At 44.7% G+C, this 19,756-nt stretch carries 27 protein-coding genes and 1 pseudogene; 18 read left to right on the plus strand and 10 right to left on the minus strand.

The window, feature by feature from the left end:
- The 13 genes from DW896_RS17980 to DW896_RS18040 form a co-directional block, all read left to right on the plus strand.
- On the plus strand, positions 1–149 hold a 149-nt coding region (locus DW896_RS17980), incomplete at its 5' end, for a DUF4134 family protein (protein WP_118326110.1).
- 11 nt (positions 150–160) lie between these two features.
- Positions 161–493: a DUF4133 domain-containing protein gene (locus DW896_RS17985; RefSeq protein ID WP_008775036.1), complete on the plus strand. Its 333-nt coding sequence runs from the start codon at positions 161–163 to the stop codon at positions 491–493.
- The gene (locus DW896_RS17990; protein WP_119993606.1) at positions 490–2,994 is read left to right on the plus strand and encodes a TraG family conjugative transposon ATPase; all 2,505 of its coding nucleotides are present in this window, start codon (positions 490–492) and stop codon (positions 2,992–2,994) included. Before DW896_RS17985 ends, DW896_RS17990 begins: the two co-directional genes overlap by 4 nt.
- Positions 2,995–3,022: 28 nt before the next feature.
- The gene (locus DW896_RS17995) at positions 3,023–3,379 is read left to right on the plus strand and encodes a DUF3876 domain-containing protein (RefSeq protein WP_118196841.1); all 357 of its coding nucleotides are present in this window, start codon (positions 3,023–3,025) and stop codon (positions 3,377–3,379) included.
- Between the two features lie 4 nt (positions 3,380–3,383).
- Positions 3,384–4,013, plus strand: coding sequence for a DUF4141 domain-containing protein (locus DW896_RS18000; protein WP_119993608.1), 630 nt, complete (start codon positions 3,384–3,386; stop codon positions 4,011–4,013).
- Positions 4,014–4,031: 18 nt separating this feature from the next.
- On the plus strand, positions 4,032–5,057 hold the full coding sequence (traJ, locus tag DW896_RS18005; protein ID WP_009000833.1) for a conjugative transposon protein TraJ: 1,026 nt from the start codon (positions 4,032–4,034) through the stop codon (positions 5,055–5,057).
- 12 nt (positions 5,058–5,069) lie between these two features.
- A complete protein-coding gene (gene traK / locus DW896_RS18010; protein WP_015532621.1) occupies positions 5,070–5,693 on the plus strand; it encodes a conjugative transposon protein TraK in 624 nt (207 codons plus the stop codon).
- A gap of 3 nt (positions 5,694–5,696) precedes the next feature.
- On the plus strand, positions 5,697–6,002 hold the full coding sequence (locus tag DW896_RS18015; protein WP_117991304.1) for a TraL conjugative transposon family protein: 306 nt from the start codon (positions 5,697–5,699) through the stop codon (positions 6,000–6,002).
- Positions 5,977–7,362, plus strand: a complete 1,386-nt coding sequence (gene traM / locus DW896_RS18020) for a conjugative transposon protein TraM (protein WP_119993611.1) — start codon at positions 5,977–5,979, stop codon at positions 7,360–7,362. Before DW896_RS18015 ends, traM begins: the two co-directional genes overlap by 26 nt.
- Before the next feature lie 32 nt (positions 7,363–7,394).
- A complete protein-coding gene (traN, locus tag DW896_RS18025; RefSeq protein WP_119993613.1) occupies positions 7,395–8,303 on the plus strand; it encodes a conjugative transposon protein TraN in 909 nt (302 codons plus the stop codon).
- Between the two features lie 2 nt (positions 8,304–8,305).
- Entirely contained in the window at positions 8,306–8,884 is a 579-nt protein-coding gene (locus tag DW896_RS18030; protein ID WP_119993664.1) for a conjugal transfer protein TraO, read from the plus strand.
- A gap of 21 nt (positions 8,885–8,905) precedes the next feature.
- Positions 8,906–9,355 carry a DUF3872 domain-containing protein gene (locus tag DW896_RS18035; RefSeq protein ID WP_044301332.1) on the plus strand — a complete coding sequence of 150 codons (450 nt, stop codon included), beginning with the start codon at positions 8,906–8,908 and terminating at the stop codon, positions 9,353–9,355.
- A gap of 12 nt (positions 9,356–9,367) precedes the next feature.
- Complete coding sequence (locus DW896_RS18040; protein WP_044301334.1) at positions 9,368–9,685, plus strand: hypothetical protein; 318 nt, start codon at positions 9,368–9,370, stop codon at positions 9,683–9,685.
- Between the two features lie 300 nt (positions 9,686–9,985).
- On the opposite strand, the gene DW896_RS18045 is transcribed toward DW896_RS18040, so the two are convergent.
- Genes DW896_RS18045 through DW896_RS18060 form a run of 4 tightly spaced genes read right to left on the minus strand, consistent with a single transcriptional unit; the run spans position 9,986 to position 11,514 of the window.
- Positions 9,986–10,465, minus strand: a complete 480-nt coding sequence (locus DW896_RS18045) for a hypothetical protein (RefSeq protein WP_117981699.1) — start codon at positions 10,463–10,465, stop codon at positions 9,986–9,988.
- A gap of 19 nt (positions 10,466–10,484) precedes the next feature.
- The gene (locus tag DW896_RS18050) at positions 10,485–10,700 is read right to left on the minus strand and encodes a DUF3873 domain-containing protein (protein ID WP_007483934.1); all 216 of its coding nucleotides are present in this window, start codon (positions 10,698–10,700) and stop codon (positions 10,485–10,487) included.
- Between the two features lie 24 nt (positions 10,701–10,724).
- Positions 10,725–10,937, minus strand: coding sequence for a hypothetical protein (locus DW896_RS18055; RefSeq protein ID WP_119993615.1), 213 nt, complete (start codon positions 10,935–10,937; stop codon positions 10,725–10,727).
- 43 nt (positions 10,938–10,980) lie between these two features.
- Positions 10,981–11,514: an antirestriction protein ArdA gene (locus DW896_RS18060; protein WP_119993617.1), complete on the minus strand. Its 534-nt coding sequence runs from the start codon at positions 11,512–11,514 to the stop codon at positions 10,981–10,983.
- Between the two features lie 478 nt (positions 11,515–11,992).
- Here DW896_RS18060 and DW896_RS18070 point away from each other — a divergent pair, with 478 nt between their 5' ends.
- Positions 11,993–12,436 (plus strand): PH domain-containing protein, encoded by a 444-nt coding sequence (locus tag DW896_RS18070; protein WP_115484128.1) that lies wholly within the window; start codon positions 11,993–11,995, stop codon positions 12,434–12,436.
- Between the two features lie 33 nt (positions 12,437–12,469).
- On the opposite strand, the gene DW896_RS18075 is transcribed toward DW896_RS18070, so the two are convergent.
- The 4 genes and pseudogenes from DW896_RS18075 to DW896_RS21915 form a co-directional block, all read right to left on the minus strand.
- Entirely contained in the window at positions 12,470–12,922 is a 453-nt protein-coding gene (locus DW896_RS18075; protein WP_119993619.1) for a RadC family protein, read from the minus strand.
- A 258-nt stretch (positions 12,923–13,180) separates the two neighbouring features.
- Entirely contained in the window at positions 13,181–13,687 is a 507-nt protein-coding gene (locus DW896_RS18080) for an ORF6N domain-containing protein (RefSeq protein WP_115484130.1), read from the minus strand.
- 11 nt (positions 13,688–13,698) lie between these two features.
- On the minus strand, positions 13,699–14,283 hold the full coding sequence (locus tag DW896_RS18085; protein WP_119993621.1) for a site-specific integrase: 585 nt from the start codon (positions 14,281–14,283) through the stop codon (positions 13,699–13,701).
- Between the two features lie 78 nt (positions 14,284–14,361).
- Positions 14,362–14,568, minus strand: a pseudogene (locus DW896_RS21915) (tyrosine-type recombinase/integrase); the annotation flags it as partial.
- A 284-nt stretch (positions 14,569–14,852) separates the two neighbouring features.
- Here DW896_RS21915 and DW896_RS18095 point away from each other — a divergent pair.
- From DW896_RS18095 to DW896_RS18105, 3 genes are read left to right on the plus strand one after another with little or no spacing between them, the layout of a single operon-like run.
- Positions 14,853–16,082 (plus strand): site-specific integrase, encoded by a 1,230-nt coding sequence (locus DW896_RS18095; RefSeq protein ID WP_119993624.1) that lies wholly within the window; start codon positions 14,853–14,855, stop codon positions 16,080–16,082.
- Between the two features lie 21 nt (positions 16,083–16,103).
- A complete protein-coding gene (locus DW896_RS18100) occupies positions 16,104–17,315 on the plus strand; it encodes a site-specific integrase (RefSeq protein ID WP_119993626.1) in 1,212 nt (403 codons plus the stop codon).
- Between the two features lie 28 nt (positions 17,316–17,343).
- Positions 17,344–17,718: a hypothetical protein gene (locus tag DW896_RS18105; RefSeq protein WP_011966142.1), complete on the plus strand. Its 375-nt coding sequence runs from the start codon at positions 17,344–17,346 to the stop codon at positions 17,716–17,718.
- Positions 17,719–17,950: 232 nt separating this feature from the next.
- On the opposite strand, the gene DW896_RS18110 is transcribed toward DW896_RS18105, so the two are convergent.
- Positions 17,951–18,244 carry a helix-turn-helix domain-containing protein gene (locus DW896_RS18110; protein ID WP_011966144.1) on the minus strand — a complete coding sequence of 98 codons (294 nt, stop codon included), beginning with the start codon at positions 18,242–18,244 and terminating at the stop codon, positions 17,951–17,953.
- A gap of 39 nt (positions 18,245–18,283) precedes the next feature.
- Positions 18,284–18,595, minus strand: coding sequence for a helix-turn-helix domain-containing protein (locus tag DW896_RS18115; RefSeq protein WP_011966145.1), 312 nt, complete (start codon positions 18,593–18,595; stop codon positions 18,284–18,286).
- A 453-nt stretch (positions 18,596–19,048) separates the two neighbouring features.
- Between DW896_RS18115 and DW896_RS18120 the strand changes: the two genes are divergently transcribed.
- Positions 19,049–19,516 carry a DUF3408 domain-containing protein gene (locus tag DW896_RS18120; RefSeq protein WP_011966146.1) on the plus strand — a complete coding sequence of 156 codons (468 nt, stop codon included), beginning with the start codon at positions 19,049–19,051 and terminating at the stop codon, positions 19,514–19,516.
- Positions 19,517–19,756 lie beyond the last annotated feature (240 nt).

Raw genomic sequence — 19,756 nt, forward strand, 5'->3', positions numbered from 1 at the left:
CGGTTCTTAGAGGGGAAAGCTCCCGTAAGGGGGCTGACCTACTCGACAGCAGTGGCGACCCCGACACAAGTAAAACTGCTGCAAGCTGGTTCGGTGCGTGCATCTTCCTGATTGTAGCCGCCACTATCCTGCGCTCGTTCTTCCTCTAAAAGAACGGACTATGGCAGACTATCCGATTAACAGGGGGATAGGCAAGCCAGTTGAATTTAAAGGGTTGAAAAGTCAATATCTTTTCATTTTTGCGGGCGGGCTGTTAGCCCTGTTCGTGCTTTTCATCATCATGTACATGGTGGGTATCAACCAGTGGGTGTGTATCATCTTCGGCGTTACTTCGGCAACGCTGCTTGTATGGCTCACATTCCGGTTAAACGAAAAGTACGGGACACACGGGTTAATGAAATTGTCCGCACGCAAAAGCCACCCTTTCCATATCATCAACCGAAAAGCCATATCCCGATTATTTACTAAAAATCAGAAACAAGCATCGAAATGAGAAATATATTAAAAGCTACCACGCTGGAAAACAAGTTTCCACTGTTCACGGTGGAGAACGGGTGCATCGTTTCCAAAGATGCCGATATAACAGTGGCGTTCAGGGTGGAACTGCCCGAACTGTTCACCGTTACGGCAGCCGAATACGAAGCGATACATTCCGCTTGGAACAAGGCGGTAAAGGTGCTGCCCGATTACAGCATTGTACATAAACAGGACTGGTTCATCAAAGAAAACTATGCGCCTGACATCCAAAAGGATGATTTAAGTTTCCTTTCCCGTTCCTTTGAACGGCATTTCAATGAACGACCGTTCTTAAACCATACCTGCTACCTGTTCCTGACGAAAACGACAAAGGAACGCAGCCGGATGCAGAGTAATTTCTCCACCCTTTGCCGGGGCTTCCTTGTCCCCAAAGAGATAAAGGACAAGGAAACCGTTACAAAGTTCCTCGAAGCGGTGGGGCAGTTTGAAAGCATTATGAACGATAGCGGTTTCATTACCCTTACCCGCCTGACTTCGGACGAGATAACCGGAACAAAGGAAACGGCGGGTATCGTGGAGAAATACTTTTCACTCTCACAGACCGATACCACCACACTGAAAGATATTTCGCTGGGTGCTGACGAAATGAAGATTGGCGATGATATTCTTTGTTTGCATACCCTTTCGGATGCGGAAGATATGCCGGGAAAAGTAGGGACTGACACCCGCTATGAAAAGCTATCCACCGACCGGAGCGATTGCAGGTTATCTTTTGCTTCTCCGGTGGGCGTGCTGCTCTCCTGTAACCATATATATAACCAGTACATCTTCATTGACGACCATACGGAGAACCTGAAACAGTTTGAAAAGATGGCTCGCAATATGCACTCCCTTTCCAAATACAGTCGTGCCAATCAGATTAACAAGTCTTGGATAGAGGAATATTTGAACGAAGCACATTCACTGGGGCTTATCTCCGTGCGATGCCATTGCAATATCATGGCGTGGAGTGACGACCGGGACGAATTGAAGCACATTAAAAATGATGTGGGGGCACAGCTCGCACTTATGGAATGCAAACCACGTCACAACACCACCGACACGCCGACCCTGTTTTGGGCGGGCATACCCGGTAATCAGGCGGATTTCCCGGCGGAAGAAAGTTTCTACACTTTTATCGAACAGGCTCTTTGCCTGTTCACCGAAGAAACGAACTACAAAAGTTCGCTTTCTCCCTTTGGTATCAAGATGGTGGATAGGGTCACGGGAAAGCCGTTGCACATTGATATTTCAGACCTACCCATGAAGAGGGGCATTATTACCAATCGCAACAAGTTTATACTTGGGCCGAGTGGTAGCGGCAAGTCATTTTTTACCAACCACATGGTGCGCCAGTATTACGAACAAAATGCGCACGTGCTATTAGTCGATACCGGAAACAGTTATTTGGGGCTGTGTGAAATGATTAACCGGAAAACGCACGGGGAAGATGGGATTTACTTTACCTATACCACCGAAAACCCGATAGCGTTTAATCCTTTCTATGTGGAAGATGGGATATTTGACATCGAGAAAAAGGAAAGTATCAAAACGCTTATCCTGACCCTGTGGAAAAGGGATGATGAAGCACCCACACGGGCGGAAGAAGTGGCTTTGTCAAACGCTGTAAGTTCCTATATCGAACTGATTACTAAGGACAGTTCGGTTACTCCCTGCTTCAATACGTTCTACGAGTATGTGAAAACCGATTACCGGGCGCACCTGCAAGAAAAGAACGTCCGGAAAAAGGATTTCGATATAGACAATTTCCTGAATGTATTAGAACCTTACTACAAAGGGGGCGAATATGACTACCTGCTGAACTCTGACAAAGAGCTTGATTTGCTGCATAAACGATTCATTGTCTTTGAGTTGGATAATATCAAAGACCACAAAATTTTATTTCCGATTACAACCATTATCATTATGGAAGTATTTATAAACAAAATGCGTAAATTAAAGGGTATCAGGAAATTAATATTAATTGAGGAAGCGTGGAAAGCGATTGCATCGGCGAACATGGCGGATTACATAAAATATTTATACAAAACCGTTAGAAAGTATTTCGGCGAAGCGATTGTAGTTACGCAAGAGGTTGAAGATATTATATCTTCTCCCATTGTAAAAGAGAGCATTATAAACAATTCGGATTGTAAGATACTGCTCGACCAACGGAAGTACCTTAATAAATTCGATGGCATACAGAACCTTTTGGGACTGACCGATAAGGAACGTTCACAGGTGCTTTCCATCAACCTTGCCAATCATCCGAACCGAAAATACAAAGAAGTCTGGATAGGCTTAGGCGGCACACAGTCAGCCGTATATGCTACCGAAGTGAGTTTGGAAGAATATTACACGTTCACAACGGAAGAAACGGAAAAGATGGAACTTTTCGTCTTGTCCGAAAAGTTAGGTGGCAACCTCGAACTTGCCATCAAACGGCTTGCCGAAAGCAAGCGCAATCCTGAAAAATAATCAATTAACAATTTAAAAATCATTCAGTATGAAACATTTAAAATTCTTGTTTCCGGTGCTGTTATGCACCTTGTTACTGGGGCTTTCTTCCTGTAAGGAAACGAACGCCGACCGTCTTAGGGCGATGCGTGGGGACTGGGAAAGCGTGAAAAACCGTCCGGCGTTTACTCTCTTTGAGGAAAACGGGCATTACAGGGTAACGACCCGCAAAATGACCTACCGGGGGACTATCCAAACGGAAACCTATCAGATTTCAGAACAGGACGGAAACCTGTTCATCGAAACCGGGCTTTCCGTCCTGCTGACCTACGACAAGGAAAACGACCGGATTCTGCTTTCTCCCGGCGGAGAATATAAACGGAGTAAACAACCAATAAAGAAGTAAGCGTATGAAAACAAAGATTATAATGCTGCTCGTAGTATGCAGCCTGTTTGCCGGAAAGGTAAACGCACAGTGGGTGGTGAGTGACCCCGGCAACTTGGCGCAAGGGATTATCAATGCGTCAAAGAACATTATTCAGACTTCTTCGACCGCACAGAATATGATAAAGAATTTTCAGGAAACGGTAAAGATTTATCAACAGGGAAAAGATTATTATGATGCCTTAAAATCAGTGCATAACCTTGTCAAAGATGCACGGAAAGTACAGAAGTCTATTCTGCTTATCGGTGAGATTTCCGACATCTATGTGAACAGTTTTCAGAAGATGCTTTCGGATGAAAACTATACGCCGGACGAACTTTCAGCCATTGCCTACGGCTACACCCAACTGTTGCAGGAAAGTTCCGATGTACTGGAAGAAATGAAAAGCGTGGTGAACATCAACGGGCTTTCCATGTCGGATAAAGAACGGATGGACGTTATCGACCGGACGTATAACTCCATCAGGAACTACCGGGATTTGGTGAGTTACTATACCCGCAAGAATATTTCTGTTTCCTACCTGCGGGCGAAAAAGAAAAAGGACACCGACCGGGTAATGGCTTTGTATGGTTCGGCGGATGAACGTTACTGGTAACTTCTAAAAATAAGTAGTATGTTATTAGCAATCGAATTTGATAACCTGCATCAGATACTCCGTAGTTTATACACGGATATGATGCCGTTATGCGGGAACATGGCGGGGGTAGCCAAAGGAATAGCGGGACTGGGGGCTTTGTTTTATGTGGCTGCCAAAGTATGGCAGTCGCTCGCCAGTGCCGAACCGATAGACGTTTACCCTTTGCTCCGTCCCTTTGTGATTGGCTTCTGTATTATGTTCTTCCCCACTTTCGTACTGGGTACGATTAACAGTGTGATGTCGCCAGTAGTCAAGGGGTGTAACAATATGCTCGAAACGCAAACTTTCGATATGAACGCCTACCGGGAACAAAAGGACAAACTGGAATATGAAGCGATGGTGCGTAATCCGGAAACGGCTTACCTTGTTTCGGATGAAGCATTTGATAAACAGATTGACGAATTGGGATGGTCTGCCAAAGATATTGCCACAATGGGCGGTATGTACATGGATAGGGCAGCCCACAATATCAAGCAATCCGTCCGGGATTGGTTCAGGGAACTTTTGGAACTGCTCTTTCAATCGGCAGCCCTTGTGATAGACACCATCCGAACCTTTTTCTTGATTGTCCTTGCCATACTGGGTCCGATAGCCTTTGCCATCAGTGTATATGATGGCTTTCAGGCGACACTGACCCAATGGATAACAAGGTACATTTCCGTTTACCTGTGGCTACCCGTTTCAGACCTGTTCAGTTCCATACTTGCCCGAATACAGGTGCTTATGTTGCAGAAAGATATTCAGGAGCTATCAGACCCCAATTTTATACCGGACGGAAGTAACAGCGTGTACATAATTTTTATGATAATCGGTATCATCGGTTACTTCACCATTCCCACCGTATCGAACTGGATTATTCAGGCGGGCGGAATGGGCAACATGAGCCGGAATATAAACAGTGCAGCTAACAAGACAGGTAGCGGAGTTGGTGCGGTAGCCGGAGCAGCCACCGGGAACGCTGGCGGCAGGGTCGGCGGTAAATTAATCAAAAGTAATCAATAATTAAAAATCAAGATGGAATTTAAAAGTTTAAAGAATATTGAAACCAGTTTCAAACAGATACGGCTTTTCGGTATCGTGTTTGTCGTTATGTGTACCCTGATAACGGGTTATGCCGTTTGGAACTCCTACACGTTTGCCGAAGCGCAACGGCAAAAGATTTATGTGCTGGACGGTGGCAAATCGTTGATGCTTGCGCTTTCGCAAGACCTGACACAAAACCGTCCGGTCGAAGCAAGGGAACACGTGAAGCGTTTTCACGAACTCTTTTTCACGCTCTCACCGGATAAGAACGCTATCGAAAGCAATATCAAACGGTCGCTGTTCCTTGCCGACAAAAGCGCATTTAACTATTACCGTGACCTCTCGGAAAAGGGATATTACAACCGTATCATTTCGGGCAATATCAGCCAGACCATACAGATAGACAGCGTTTCTTGCAATTTCGATGTGTACCCGTATGCGGTGGCTACCTATGCCCGGCAAATGATTATCCGTGAAAGCAGCGTGACGGAAAGAAGCCTTGTCACCCGTTGCCGGTTATTGAACGCCGTAAGAAGTGATAATAACCCGCACGGCTTTATGATGGAAAGTTTCGAGATAACGGAAAACAAGGATTTGAACACCATAAAGCGGTAAGCCATGATACGGAAAATTCTCTCTCCGGTGAATCAGGTAATTACCCATGTGCAGGACTGGGCAGATGAAAAACTCCGCCGCCTGTGCGGGCGCATGACACCGGAAATAAGGCTGGCGGTAATCTTGCTTATGCTCCTGTTCTTCGGCGGGCTATCCATCTACTTTACGGTATCATCCATTTACCGGATAGGAAAAGAGGATGGCGAAACCATACGGATAGAACACATCAGGCAGTTGCAGCTACAAGGTAAAGACAGTACGAACATTTTTAATCAGTCAGACAATGGAAGAAAAAGAAGTGAAGAATGAAGTTCCCGCACCGGAAACGGACAGGAAGAAAGAACCTGAAAAACAGGTAAAGGAAAAAAAGGAACTGACCCCACAGCAGATACAGCAACGAAAAAAGATGCTGGTTTACCCGCTTATGGGACTGGTTTTCTTGGGGTCTATGTACCTGATTTTTGCACCGTCCGATAAGGACGAAGCAAAGGTGGAAAACGTGGGCGGATTTAACGCCGATATTCCGCAACCCAAAGGGGACGGGATAATCAGCGATAAAAAGACCGCCTACGAACAGGAACAAATGGAGAACAAACAGGCGGACAAGATGCGCTCCTTACAGGATTTTGCCTTTTCGCTGGGAGAGGAAAACGGGAACGGGGAAGATTTGACCCTGATAGATGATGCTCCGGCGGAAAAACCGAAAACCAATGTAATAGACTTCGGGGCGGGTGCGCCGAACAATAGCCGTTCCTCTATCCAATCTTCGGCGGCAGCTTACCGGGATATGAACCGTCAGTTAGGCAGTTTCTACGAAACGCCGAAAGAGGACAAGGAAAAAGAGGAACTGAAACGTCAGGTGGAAGAACTCACTGCCCGGCTCGATGCGAAAGAAAACGGTGCGGGCAGCATGGATGAACAGGTGGCTCTTATGGAAAAATCCTACGAACTGGCGGCAAAATACATGAACGGACAGAACGGGCAAAGCGTACCACCGCAACCGGGACAGATTGCACAGGTCGCACCGTCCGCACCTGTTCAGGGCAAAGGAAATGCCACACCTGTAAAATCGGTATCGGACAGGACGGTTTCAGGATTGCAGCAACCTATGAGCAACGCCGAATTTATCGCCGAATACAGCAAGCCACGCAATTACGGGTTTAATACGGCGGTCGGCAGTGATTATTCGATGGGAAAGAACACTATCCGGGCGTGTGTTCATAACGACCAAACACTTATGGACGGGCAGACCGTCAAGCTCCGGCTGTTAGAACCGTTACAGGCGGGGAATGTGATTGTCCCGAAAAACAGCCTTGTATCAGGAAGTGCCAAAGTTCAGGGGGAACGGCTCGAAATATTGGTGTCCTCGCTCGAATATTCAGGAAACATTATTCCGGTGGAACTTGCCGTTTACGACAGTGACGGACAAAAAGGGCTTTCCATACCCTCGTCACTGGAACAGGAAGCAGCCAAAGAAGCGATGGCGAATATCGGTGCGGGGCTGGGTACGAGCATTTCCTTTGCGCAAAGTGCCGGGCAACAGGTCGCAATGGATATTACAAGGGGCTTGATGCAAGGCGGTTCGCAATACCTTGCTAAGAAATTCAGAACGGTAAAAGTACACCTGAAAGCGAACTATCAGGTGATGCTTTACGCCAAACAACAGTAATTTATTTATCAACCATAAAAATTTCAATCCAAATGAAAAAGTTAATTATCATGTTTGCCCTACTCTTGGGCGTGGTTTCAGTGAAAGCACAAAGTAACGATTTGTATCAAGGCATTACAAAGAAGCTCCCTTACCGCCAAATGGTGACACCTTACGGCGTACAGGTGACGTTCGCCAAAACGGTACATATCATTTTCCCGTCTGCCGTTAAGTACGTGGATTTAGGCAGTAACTACATTATTGCGGGAAAAGCGGACGGGGCGGAAAATGTTGTCAGGGTGAAAGCCACAACAGAGGGCTTTCCCGGTGAAACCAATTTTTCCGTTATCTGTGAGGATGGCAGCTTTTACAGTTTCAATGCAAAATACGCACATGAACCGGAAATGCTGAACATCGAAATGAAAGACTTCTTGGAGAATGAGGACACAACGGATTTCAGCCATACCCGGATGAACATCTATTTCCGTGAACTGGGTAACGAAAGCCCGCTTTTGGTAAAGCTGATTATGCAGTCCATCTACAAAAACAATGACCGGGAAATAAAGCATTTGGGATGCAAACGGTTCGGGGTGCAGTTCTTGGTAAAGGGCATTTATTCGCATAACGGGCTGTTCTACTTCCATACACAAACAAGGAACAGTTCAAACGTGCCGTTTGATACCGACTTTATCCGTTTCAAGATTGTGGATAAGAAAGTAGCCAAAAGAACGGCTATTCAGGAAACCGTTATCGACCCGGTGCGGAGCTATAACGAAATACTGGTTATCGGCGGCAAAAGTACCGTCCGCACCGTGTACACCGTTCCGCAGTTCACCATACCGGATGATAAGGTCTTGGTTATCGAACTGGTGGAAAAGAACGGGGGCAGACACCAAACCATCCGGGTGGAGAACTCCGACATCGTGGCGGCAAAAGTGATTAACGAACTTAAAATCAAATGAACATGAAAAGGATATGTTGTATTATATCCCTTTTTGTGCTGTGCCTGACTTTCAACCAGGCACACGCACAAAGATGTCTGCCGGGAATGAAAGGTTTGCAGGTTACGGGCGGCATGGCGGACGGCGTTCACTGGAACAGTAAAAGCGATTTCGCTTATTACTTCGGGGCTGCCATGAGTACCTATACCAAAAACGGGAACAGGTGGGTTGTTGGCGGGGAATACCTCGAAAAGCATTACCCCTACAAGGATTTGCAAATACCAGTCAGCCAGTTTACAGGCGAGGGCGGTTACTATATGAACTTCCTTTCAGACCGGAAGAAAACCTTTTTTCTTTCGCTGGGATTGTCCGCACTTGCCGGGTACGAAACGAGCAACTGGGGCGATAAATTGCTACCCGATGGCTCGACCCTGACCGATAAGGACGGTTTTGTCTATGGCGGTGCGCTGACGCTGGAACTGGAAAGTTATATTACCGACCGGGTGGTGTTCCTGATTAACGCAAGGGAAAGATGCCTGTTCGGTTCTTCAGTCGGAAAGTTCCATACACAGTTTGGCGTAGGACTGAAATTTATAATGTGATAAACTAACCTATTATATATAATGAATATGAGAAAGATTTTAAGCCGTATTTTGATAGGCTGCTATGTAATGGCCGCCTTGCTATTGGTGGGTGCGTGTAATGACGATGTGGATATACAGCAGTCTTACCCGTTCAGTATCGAAACGATGCCAGTGCCGAAAAAATTAAAGGTGGGTGAAACCGCCGAAATCAGGTGTCAGCTTCACCGGGATGGGCGGTTTGAGGAAACAAAGTATTTCATCCGCTATTTCCAACCGGACGGGGCGGGAACGCTGAAAATGTCCGATGGGACGGTTTTACTGCCGAATGACCTGTACCCGCTTCCGGGTGAAACATTCCGGCTTTACTATACCTCTGCATCGACCGACCAGCAAACGGTAGATGTGTATTTTCAAGATAGCTTCGGGACGTTACAGCAATTAACATTTTCATTTAACAATGACAATAACAAGGAAGAAGAAAACAAATAAAGTAAAAAGGACATGGTTAAAATAGAATTGGATATAAACGGTATTTCATTTTTTGTAAATACCACATGGAAAACAGATGCAGTTCCGGCAGTCGGTGATATTGTGATAGTGGATAAAGAAAGCATTTCCCAATTTGACCGGGTGGAATTAAGGAAAACACCGTCTAATCAGGCTTTCAGGTGGGCGGATGAAGAAGATAATGCACCCGTACTGGAACATTTCGATTTTGATACGGAAATGGTTGTCAAAAAGCGGACGTGGAAATTTGATGCCGAAGATGAAGAAATGGTATGTGTTCTGAAAGTAACCTTTCTGCACCATGAGGAATAATATCAGGTTTCAGATATACTATCCTTATGATATGTAATTTCTTTATGGCTTTGGCTGCCTTTTACCTGTTGGTGGGTGGCTGGTGCTGGCATGAAATGAAATACGCACCGACCGATAAGGAACTATGGGGCGAAGAATTGGAATGATACGTTATGCGTAATGTTATGATAGATAATCCGGCGGGTATTTCCCGGCGGATTATCTTTTTATAGGGAATGGAAACAGGTTTCTTTGCTATCTTTCTTTTTCCGCTTCGGCTCACGGAAAGAAAGTAGCGGCGGCATTTGCCGCCGTTCTTCATTAACCGATTATAATGTCCTTTATGGGTGTGTTATGTTCCAACCACTCTTTTACACATTCCATATTATATTCACTCGTTATAACTGCCTTATCTACGTCTATGGGCGTGAAACGGGTGCTTTCGTAGCTATCTATCCAGCCTTTCAGGGAACAGACACCCCATGTTTTCACATCTTCAAAAATGCCGTCCAGTGTGCCGATAGGGTCGCCGAAAGTAACTATCATTGCATCGAATGTCGTTTCGTCGGGCAACAGTTCCAAATATTTCAAAGACCCGAAACCGTCTGTTTTACGTCCGAAAGACCAGTCATAGGAATAAAGTTCATCCCCCCATTGGTGCGGCGTGTCGAAACGTACTTTCACCTGCACGGAATGTTCGTTTTCTTCTACGGCTTCAATAATACCCGTTACCAGTAAGCCCGTAAATATGCACTTACAACGTCTGCCGATAATCCTTTTATTTACTTCTGTCGTTTTCATAAATGTAGCTTTTAAATTGTTATTGTACCTTTTCTTTTTTCGCCATCCATTCATCCCGCCGTTTGCGGCACTCGTCAAGTGTTTTGGCAAGGGTGCTGAACAGTTCGCCGTCTGTATGGCGGTAATCATATTGATAATAGATTTGACCCCTAAATGCGCCTAAACAGCATTTTACATATTTTTCCTCTCCCGGCGTTTGGGTAATGCTTACCCCGTTTTTGTTTAAACTTTCCATATTGCTATAATTTATAATGAGTTATCAGATAATCAGAAGTGAAAGCAGGACAATGAAAATAAAAGCCATACAAAACAGGTAAACGGCGGAGATAAACAGCCGGAGAACGAACCGGAGAATAAAAAAGCCTATGATTAGGGCTATCCACATTCCGGCGGTGCTGGTGGCTACCTGATAGATGATAAAAGCCAATATAGACCATCGTAAAAAAGTCGTTATCTTATTATATACTTTCATTGTCTTGGTGTGTTGTGGGTGGATTGCTCCACCCGGTTAGTAATCAGGCGCAACGGAAAACAAAGCCGTTATCCATCCAGTAATCAGTTATAAACAGGTCGCGGGCAAAAGCCGAATAATCAAAGTAGGTCTTTGCGAACTCCGGCAGGTCGTAACATTCCTCTACGATTTCATAGGCGTAATCTTCCTCGTCCTTATATTCTCCCTGATATTCGTCCTCAAAAGAAGAAATAAGGTCGTCCGCATCTTCTTCACTTATATCGCTGTTGTGGTGGTCGCACCACACGAAAAACGCTTCCTGCTCGGTTTCGCTTAGTTTCTCGATGGCATCCCGAAGCTCAAAGAACTTTTTAGAAAGCCAACTTTCGGAAATCAGGGCTTCCGGGATATTCTCGTAATCCTGAAACATAAATTCCGGGTCTTGGTCGTCCTTGTGCAGTTCCCGGCACGCTTCCAAAAATTCGTCCTTGTCCGAATAGTCGGAAAGGTCTAACCACTTGCCGAAAAGTGAACCGTTATTATACTTGTTGTAAGTACCTACATAAACTCTTGCTTCTGATAATGTTACTGCTTCCATAATTCTGTGTCTTTTAAAATTTATGCGGATTTGAGAGGTAAGGGAGTTGAGTTTCATAACCTTTTTTCCTGTTTCTCGTAAATCTGACTTTTTTTTTATGCGTTTCCGGTCGGGGCGGTCGTTTTCGTTTCATATAGGCATGAAAGGGTAGTGTTTAGGCTTTGCAAGATTTTAAAGAAAAATACTCTTTGGACGAAGTACAACAGGAAGATTTTTATTTAAACCCTTTAGGGCTTGACCTTGCAAAGACGTGAAGAACACGGAAATACCTTTGCCTATGTGATACGAGAATGACTGCTCCGGCTGGGGACTGCCTAAGAGGAAGATTTACAATAAGAGAGACTGGAAAAATGGTTTTATTTTAAAATTTAAGTTTTGGTCTGAAAGAAAAATCTAAGATTTATTTTATACCGTTTTGATTATATGTACTTTTGTCCCCTGATAATAAAACTATGCAATCTATTAATTTACAAAGACTATGAGCTATATTCAGAACAACCTACAAGCTGGCGAAGTAATAAAATATAAGGCAGATATTCACTGGTATATATTCGTATATCCGGCAATACTGTTATTACTGGGTGCTTTCTTTTCTTCTGCACAGACAGGTTTCATTTATTATATCGGTTTACTTCTGTTATTGTTGGGACTGTTCCAGTTGATAAAAAGAGTTCTTCTAAAGATGGGGGCTGAATATGTTGTCACAAATAAAAAGGTCATTCTAAAATCAGGTATTCTAAGCCGGGACGCTCTCGAATTAATTTTAAGTAAATGTGAGGGACTACGCATCAATCAAAGTATTATGGGACGTATTTTAGGTTTTGGTTCTATTGTCGTAACTACGGGTGGGGCAACAAATCAATTTAACTTTATAGCCAATCCTATGAAGTTCAGGAACGAAATCAATGCGCAAATTCAATAATTAGATAAAGTATTTAAAGAACAAAAAAAGGGCTTACAAAAGCCCCTCGTCTGCAAAACTGTAATAGCTTTCTTCTGTCAGGATGATATGGTCTAACAGGTGTAAATCCAAGACCTTGCAGGCTTCTTTAATTTTTGAGGTGATTTGATTGTCCGGTTCGCTCGGACGTAGATTGCCCGATGGGTGGTTATGTGAGAGGACTATGCCCGAAGCATGGACTTTTAAGGCGGTTTGCAGGATGATTTTCACGTCCATTACAGTTTCAGTCATGCCGCCTTTAGAGATAAGGGAAACGCCTAAAGCCTTGTTTGCCCGATTGAGGAACATTACATAACTTTCTTCGTGGTGTTCCATACATTCGGAATAAAAAGGTTTTAAGTAAGAATAAGAAGTTTCAGAAGAGAGTATTTTTATTCTTTCGGATGCTTTTACATTGTCTTTATAAGAGATAGTAATTTCCGGCATGGTAAATTCTGTTGTTTTCATAACGCTTGAATTTTAAATTAAACAATAAGAAATTTTGCCGGACACCCACAGTTTGGCGGGGACTTCAACCTAATCTTTTCAAAAAATACGACCCGTAGGTGTGGAGATTTTTTAGAAAACCGGAACGGCTCGGATTTGGTATTTGTCCCCACCGGGCTGTAACTTTGCTAAAATTTGTGATTGAGATACATTACTTTAGGGAACTGAAAAAGGGGTATCATTGGTGACACCCCTTAGACAACCGAATACCTTAAACAATTATTCGTCATAGGTTCTATATCCTATCGGTTTGCGTGGCTTCGGTTCGGGCTTGCTTAATAATTGGGTCAATGCTTGATAAACTTCGCTGAATTGTGCATCAGTGCTTATTTCCAGTTCCTCTATACGTTTCAGCAATTCTTCGTAACCGATTACCATTTGGCGCATAAGGACAAACGCCCGCATGATGGAGATATTCACGTCTATGGCGGTCTGACTGCGCAACACGCTGCTAAGCATAGCAACCCCCTGTTCTGTGAAACAATCGGGAAGTACATAGCTGTGTTTCAGGCTCTCCGGCAACTGGTCACAATTTGTGACCAGTTCGTGCCATTCCTCTTTCGTCATGGTGAAACGAAAATCAGGCGGGAAGCGTTTTTCATTACGTTTCACCGCTTGTTTCAATACTTTGGTCTGCACTCCGTAAAGTTCTGCCAAATGAAAATCAAGCATTACACGGTAACCCCTGATTTCAAAAATTTTGTTCTGAATGATTTGTAAGTCCATAATTCTATTATTTATAAATTAAACATGGTTTCCATATCTTTGAATTGCCCGGAAATAGCGGACATATCACTGGCTATCTTGTTTTTCGTAAAGCAAGTGACTGAAAGCGTACTTTTCAAAAGACTATGCCCCAATATTTTGGCTGCAGCTTCAAGGGGAATACCGTTTTCCGAAGCTATCGTAGTGGCAAACGTCCGGCGGGCTGAAAAAGTGGTGATAGTTTTGTTTATGCCACATTCAGAAGCTATTTCCCGTAACCGAATATTCATTACAGGTAAAGGAAAAAGCGGAAACAACCCGCCGTCCTCTTGTTGCCCTTTGTATTTCTCAATTATTTTATAAGGAATATCCAACAGGGGAATAGTACGGGGAAAACGGGTCATAGGAACATATATTCGCAAATAGTGGCTACCACTGGGTAACGTCATAAGTTGCTCTGCACGTAGCTTTTTTAAATCTTCATAAACCAGCCCGGTGAAGCAGGAGAATACAAAAACATCACGGACTTTTTCAAGAGGTTCGGAAGAAAGTTTAGCCTTTAAAAAGGCGGTTAGTTCTTCACGGGTTAGATACTCTTTATGATACTGTCTTTTCATGTGCTTATTTTGTTTTAAAGTGAGTAATAATAAGGTAGAGAACCTGCCGTTTTAACGGCAAGTTCCTTGTTTGAATGGTTACAGGGCTTCTTTATAAATCTTCTCGATACCGACAAATTTCTTATCAAGTCCCTGCATATCGTTACCTATCTTATTATTGGTAATGCGGGCGTAAATTTGCGTGGTTTCTATATTAGTGTGTCCCAACATTTTGCTGACCGTTTCGATGGGAACACCCTTTGCAAGCGTGGTTGTGGTCGCAAATGTATGCCGGGCGAGGTGGAATATACAAGGTGATGCAAGTAATAGTGAATAGGTAAAGATTAAACGTAAGTCGTTTGAAATGAGCTGTATTTCTGTATTCTGCAAAATGTGGAAAATGCAAACGACAACGGAATATTGAGGTTGTTCAGTTACCAAACCGTTAGCCGAGCAGTTACCGAAACGGGAATAGGTAACACAAAGCGATGAAAAGAAAACCTCACCGTTTTGTTTGCGCTCATACACAGTGTTTTGCGTATCAAAGAGCGCTTATATGGCAAGTAACTTTGCACTAAAAATATAAGCGTATGAAAGTAGAAAAATTCAAGGTGTTGCTCTACCTCAAAAAGAGCGGACCGGATAAGTCGGGAAAAGCTCCCATCATGGGACGCATCACGGTAAACAGGACAATGGCACAGTTCGGATGCAAACTGTCCTGCACTCCCGAATTATGGAATCCACGTGAAAGCCGTCTGAACGGCAAAAGCAAGGAAGCGGTTGAGATCAATGTCAAGATTGAAAAGTTACTGTTAGCGGTAAACAATGCCTTTGACAACCTTGTGAATCGTAAGGTTGATTTTGATGCTACCGATGTGAAAGACCTTTTTCAGGGCAGCATGGAAACGCAAATGACGCTCATGCGAATGACGGATGTTGTCTGCGATGACCTCAAAGCCCGTATCGGCATAGACAGGGCAAAAGGGACTTATCCCGGTTATCACTATATGCGCCTGACAATCGGGGAGTTCATCAAGACCAAGTACAAGGTGAAAGATTTGGCATTTGGACAACTGACAGAGCAGTTCATCCACGACTATCAGGCATTTGCCACCGGTAATAAGGGTTATGCGATTGATACCGTCCGCCATCATCTTGCCATCCTGAAGAAGATATGCCGTCTGGCGTATAAGGAGGGATATGCCGACAGAATCCACTTCCAGCATTTTACCTTACCAAAGAAGACAGAAACGACACCACGGGCATTGAGTCGTGAATCGTTTGAGAGAATCCGTGATGTGGAAATACCCGCTTACCGCAAATCCCATATACTGGCAAGGGATATGTTTCTCTTCGGGTGCTACACCGGGGTCTGTTATGCGGATGTTGTCTCGATTACCCACGAGAACCTATATACGGATGAGGACGGTGCTTTGTGGTTGAAGTATCGAAGAAAGAAAAACGAACTTCGTGCCAGTGTGAAACTGTTACCGGAAGCGATTGCGCTGATTGAAAAATATCATAGTGGGGATAGGGACACCCTGTTCCCTTTGCTGCATTGGTCAAATCTCAGACGACACATGAAAGCGTTGGCGGCACTGGCAGACATCAAGGATGATTTGTGCTACCATCAGGCGAGGCACAGCTTCGCCTCGCTGATTACGCTTGAAGCTGGTGTGCCGATAGAAACCATCAGCAGGATGCTGGGACATTCCGATATTTCCACAACACAGGTCTATGCCCGTGTCAGCCCTAAGAAACTTTTCGAGGACATGGACAAGTTCATAGAAGCCACCAAAGATTTTCAATTAGTTCTTTAATCCTTTAATACAGAAAACGATATGCGAAGCACATTTTCACTTTTGCCCTACATTAACCGCAGCAAAGTAAAGGCTGACGGTACGACCGCCATACTCTGCCGTATAACCATTGACGGCAAACAGACTGCCATCAGTACGGGAATTTATTGCCGACCGGAAGAATGGAACAGCAAGAAAAACGAGATTAAATCCGTAAGGGAAAATAACCGTTTACGAGAATATTTACGACTGACAGAGGAAGCCTACAATGAGATACTGAAATCACAAAGTGTGGTCAGTGCCGAAATTTTGAAGAACCACATATCCTTGAACAACATCCATCCGACCACTCTTCTACAGATGGGTGAATGGGAACGTGAGCGGTTGAAGAAGCATTCCGAAGAAATAGACTCGACTTCTTCCTATCGAAGTTCAATGTATTATCAGAAGTACCTGACGGATTTTCTTACGTCCATCGGTAAAAAGGACATTCCCCTTGAAGAAGTGACGGAGGATTTCGGCAAGTCCTACAAAGCCCACTTGAAGAAATGCAAGAACTTCGGGGTTTCCCAGACCAACCATTGCCTGCGTTGGCTGAACCGCCTGTTGTATCTTGCCGTAGACAAGGAGATTCTCCGTGTAAATCCCTGTGAGGACCTGGAGTATGAGACAAAGCCGGAAGCAAGGCACAGGTACATCAGCCGTGAGGAGTTCAAGAAGATACTTTCCACACCGATGTATGACAAGCGTATGGAACTGGCAAGACGGGCTTTCATATTTTCCACCCTGACGGGACTGGCGTATGTGGACATCAAACTTCTTCATCCCCACCATATCGGAACAAACGCTGATGGCAGACGGTACATCCGCATCAACCGCAAAAAGACAAAGGTAGAGGCATTCATACCCTTACATCCCATAGCGGAGCGGATATTGTCGCTGTATAACACGACCGATGACGAGAAGCCCGTGTTTCCTCTTCCCAACCGTGATGCCCTATGGTTTGAGGTTCACGAATTGGGAATAACCATAGGGAAAGAGGAAAACTTGACCTATCACCAAAGTCGGCACAGCTTCGGCACTTTTTTGATTTCGGCAGATATACCCATTGAAAGTATCGCCAAGATGATGGGACACTCCAATATTAGAACGACACAGGGATATGCACGGATAACCGATGATAAAATTTCCAAAGATATGGACAAACTGATGGAACGAAGAAAGGAAATATCGGCTGGCGAAAAGAAGAAATAGCAAATAATCATCATAAAATAAAGGAATTATGAGCAGAGGCATAATAACAATCAGTGAAACGGGTGCAGTCACTATGCCGACCGCACCCGTATGGATGATGCAATTTGAGATTGCCGACCTGTTCGGGGTGTTCTCGTGCGATGTCCGCAAGACGATACGGGCAATCTATAAGAACAATGAACTGAATGAAGCCGATACGATGCGATATATCAGGCAACCGGATGGTATCAGTTATGACGTTTACAACCTTGAAATGGTTATAGCCATTGCATTCAGGATATGCAGTAAAGAAAGTGCTTTGTTCAGACGGTTTATAATAAATGAAATCAGCACCACCAAAAGAGAAACGCCTGTTACGTTGTTTGTTTCCTGTGGCAGGAGTAATAACCGATGGTATAGTTGAGGTTCATCCCGTCAGCCACTTGTTTCCGTTGCCACACGTTTGAAAGGCATCCGGCAACGAAAAATAAGCAACTGATGGGTAAAGAGCAGAAAAGGAACGGCTTACAGACGAAGCGCAGTATTGACACTTCATCCGTAAGCCGTTCCTTTTTTCTTTTTGTCGAAAGTCTATTGCTGCCGCAATACAGGGCATACGGCAAACTACACTCCTTCAAGAAAAATCAAGTTATCCTCTATCGGTAGGCGGAGCGGTAGCCGTCATTCAGCATCCGTTCGATGTCGGATTCACGGTAGAGAATTTTACCGCCCAACTGGATATAGGCTATATGCCCTTCATTGCGGTAGTCCTGAAGTGTCCGGCGGCTCACCTTCAGCCGTGCCGACACCTCCTTGTCAGTGAAGAAACGCTCACCGCCCAATGTCGGGCGGTAATTGGCGGTCAGATGCTCTACATTATCAAGCAGTCGGTCAAGACTGCCCATAAAGTGGATTATCCACTTGTTGTCCTTGTTAATCAACTCATTCATATTACTCTGGATTTAGTGGGTGTTGTCATTATATTTAATTCATATAGTCTTTCCTTTGAACTTCGCTTCCTTTCTTCTATCCTCCACAACGGAGACAATGAACTCCACGTCTTCGGGACGGTAATATGTCTTGTGGTTTATCTGTGAATAAGCCAGCGTGCCGTTATCCCGAAGCGTCTGTAACGTGCGAGGGCTGATGTTGAGCATACGGCACACGTCCTGATTATCCATCCATTCGCTCATTTTCTTTTCCCCGTGCCGATGGCAGATGGCATCCATACGGCTGACGAAACGGTCGAACTTGGCGACCATTGCCTCAAAGGTCTTTCTTTCGATTGATACAATTTCCATATTGCCTTTCTTTTAATTGTTACTGTTTCTTTTGCCACAAAGAAATACATTATCTGCTGTCATGCAATGGATTTTCAAAAAGTGGCAGCGTGTTGCGCCGATACGGTAGTCATTGTCCGGGGTACTGCTTGCCGGTTATCTGTGAGCAAGCCGGTGGAATACGATTTCCGTTCAGCCTTTAATTCCCATTTTTTATAAGGAAGCCACAGCCAAAATAAGGGCTTAATTTAAAATAGCCCCCAATCGTACCTTTGTCCTTTCAGCTATTCATATCCGGTAAATCGGTGAAGTCCGCACCGATTTGTCAGTCTCCATAAAGCAAAACCGTACAAAAATGCCTAAGAAAATCCAAGTACTTGACTGACTGCATTAAAGCACCTTACTTCGCTCCCGATAATCGGTCGAGGTATAGACCAAGACCACATTCAATAACTTAATCAATTTGTTTTTACAATGAAAAAAGAACCAAACATTACAGAGCAGCAGGCTCGTGAAATCGTGGAAAAAATGGGGCGCAGGGAACCCTACACCTCCAAGTCGATAGACGACTTCTACAGGAGTATCGGTCTGGAACCGGAGGAGCCGGAACAGCTCGGCAAGACCGTCACGGAAGAAGCAGAAATTCCTATGGCAGATGAACCGTCAGGAGTGGCGACCGGAGAAGCGGCAATGCCGCAGAAGCGCATCAGCAGCAAACAGCGCAGGCTGTCTTTGGATGAGTACCGCACCACTTATCTCAAAGTTCCCAAAATTATCAACCGCAAGCCCGTGTTCGTCAGTGAGACGGTGCGTGACGAGCTGGACAGGGTTGTCCGCTACCTCGGAGGGAAGGGCATGAGCGCATCCGGACTTATAGAGAACCTTGTCCGCCTGCACCTCGATGCCTACCGGAATGACATCGAGCAGTGGCGCAAACTCTGACGGGATTACGGTGGAACAGGTTGAGCCGTTGGATGCACTCCATCGGTTCGACCGATACACAAAGTGAGTTATTACACTCGGAAATCAATCCGACAGGCGGAGGATTTTTGTGTCCTCAAAGACACAGCAAGGTATGTTTTCAGTTACTCGGATGTTCCGGAGTAACTAAAAACCCTTGCACCGCCGTGGGCAGAATTATCCTCCGAAGTCGGATAATTTCGGGGTTCCTTAATCAAAGAT

It is taken from the genome of Bacteroides sp. AM41-16, from assembly GCF_003603495.1.
GTDB classification, from domain to species: Bacteria; Bacteroidota; Bacteroidia; order Bacteroidales; family Bacteroidaceae; genus Bacteroides; species Bacteroides uniformis.

Bases quoted from the DNA above. Each gene is read 5' to 3' on its own strand.
- DW896_RS18075 (WP_119993619.1), bottom strand. From the start codon at position 12,922: ATGAAAACAACAGAATTTACCATGCCGGAAATTACTATCTCTTATAAA.
- DW896_RS18095 (WP_119993624.1), top strand. From the start codon at position 14,853: ATGAAAGTAGAAAAATTCAAGGTGTTGCTCTACCTCAAAAAGAGCGGA.
- DW896_RS18115 (WP_011966145.1), bottom strand. From the start codon at position 18,595: ATGGAAATTGTATCAATCGAAAGAAAGACCTTTGAGGCAATGGTCGCC.
- DW896_RS18105 (WP_011966142.1), top strand. From the start codon at position 17,344: ATGAGCAGAGGCATAATAACAATCAGTGAAACGGGTGCAGTCACTATG.
- DW896_RS18060 (WP_119993617.1), bottom strand. From the start codon at position 11,514: ATGGAAGCAGTAACATTATCAGAAGCAAGAGTTTATGTAGGTACTTAC.
- DW896_RS18055 (WP_119993615.1), bottom strand. From the start codon at position 10,937: ATGAAAGTATATAATAAGATAACGACTTTTTTACGATGGTCTATATTG.
- DW896_RS18110 (WP_011966144.1), bottom strand. From the start codon at position 18,244: ATGAATGAGTTGATTAACAAGGACAACAAGTGGATAATCCACTTTATG.
- traM (WP_119993611.1), top strand. From the start codon at position 5,977: ATGGAAGAAAAAGAAGTGAAGAATGAAGTTCCCGCACCGGAAACGGAC.
- DW896_RS18120 (WP_011966146.1), top strand. From the start codon at position 19,049: ATGAAAAAAGAACCAAACATTACAGAGCAGCAGGCTCGTGAAATCGTG.
- traK (WP_015532621.1), top strand. From the start codon at position 5,070: ATGGAATTTAAAAGTTTAAAGAATATTGAAACCAGTTTCAAACAGATA.
- DW896_RS18000 (WP_119993608.1), top strand. From the start codon at position 3,384: ATGAAAACAAAGATTATAATGCTGCTCGTAGTATGCAGCCTGTTTGCC.
- traN (WP_119993613.1), top strand. From the start codon at position 7,395: ATGAAAAAGTTAATTATCATGTTTGCCCTACTCTTGGGCGTGGTTTCA.
- DW896_RS17990 (WP_119993606.1), top strand. From the start codon at position 490: ATGAGAAATATATTAAAAGCTACCACGCTGGAAAACAAGTTTCCACTG.
- DW896_RS18040 (WP_044301334.1), top strand. From the start codon at position 9,368: ATGGTTAAAATAGAATTGGATATAAACGGTATTTCATTTTTTGTAAAT.
- DW896_RS18100 (WP_119993626.1), top strand. From the start codon at position 16,104: ATGCGAAGCACATTTTCACTTTTGCCCTACATTAACCGCAGCAAAGTA.
- DW896_RS18030 (WP_119993664.1), top strand. From the start codon at position 8,306: ATGAAAAGGATATGTTGTATTATATCCCTTTTTGTGCTGTGCCTGACT.
- traJ (WP_009000833.1), top strand. From the start codon at position 4,032: ATGTTATTAGCAATCGAATTTGATAACCTGCATCAGATACTCCGTAGT.
- DW896_RS18070 (WP_115484128.1), top strand. From the start codon at position 11,993: ATGAGCTATATTCAGAACAACCTACAAGCTGGCGAAGTAATAAAATAT.
- DW896_RS17995 (WP_118196841.1), top strand. From the start codon at position 3,023: ATGAAACATTTAAAATTCTTGTTTCCGGTGCTGTTATGCACCTTGTTA.
- DW896_RS18035 (WP_044301332.1), top strand. From the start codon at position 8,906: ATGAATATGAGAAAGATTTTAAGCCGTATTTTGATAGGCTGCTATGTA.
- DW896_RS17985 (WP_008775036.1), top strand. From the start codon at position 161: ATGGCAGACTATCCGATTAACAGGGGGATAGGCAAGCCAGTTGAATTT.
- DW896_RS18085 (WP_119993621.1), bottom strand. From the start codon at position 14,283: ATGAAAAGACAGTATCATAAAGAGTATCTAACCCGTGAAGAACTAACC.
- DW896_RS18015 (WP_117991304.1), top strand. From the start codon at position 5,697: ATGATACGGAAAATTCTCTCTCCGGTGAATCAGGTAATTACCCATGTG.
- DW896_RS18080 (WP_115484130.1), bottom strand. From the start codon at position 13,687: ATGGACTTACAAATCATTCAGAACAAAATTTTTGAAATCAGGGGTTAC.
- DW896_RS18050 (WP_007483934.1), bottom strand. From the start codon at position 10,700: ATGGAAAGTTTAAACAAAAACGGGGTAAGCATTACCCAAACGCCGGGA.
- DW896_RS18045 (WP_117981699.1), bottom strand. From the start codon at position 10,465: ATGAAAACGACAGAAGTAAATAAAAGGATTATCGGCAGACGTTGTAAG.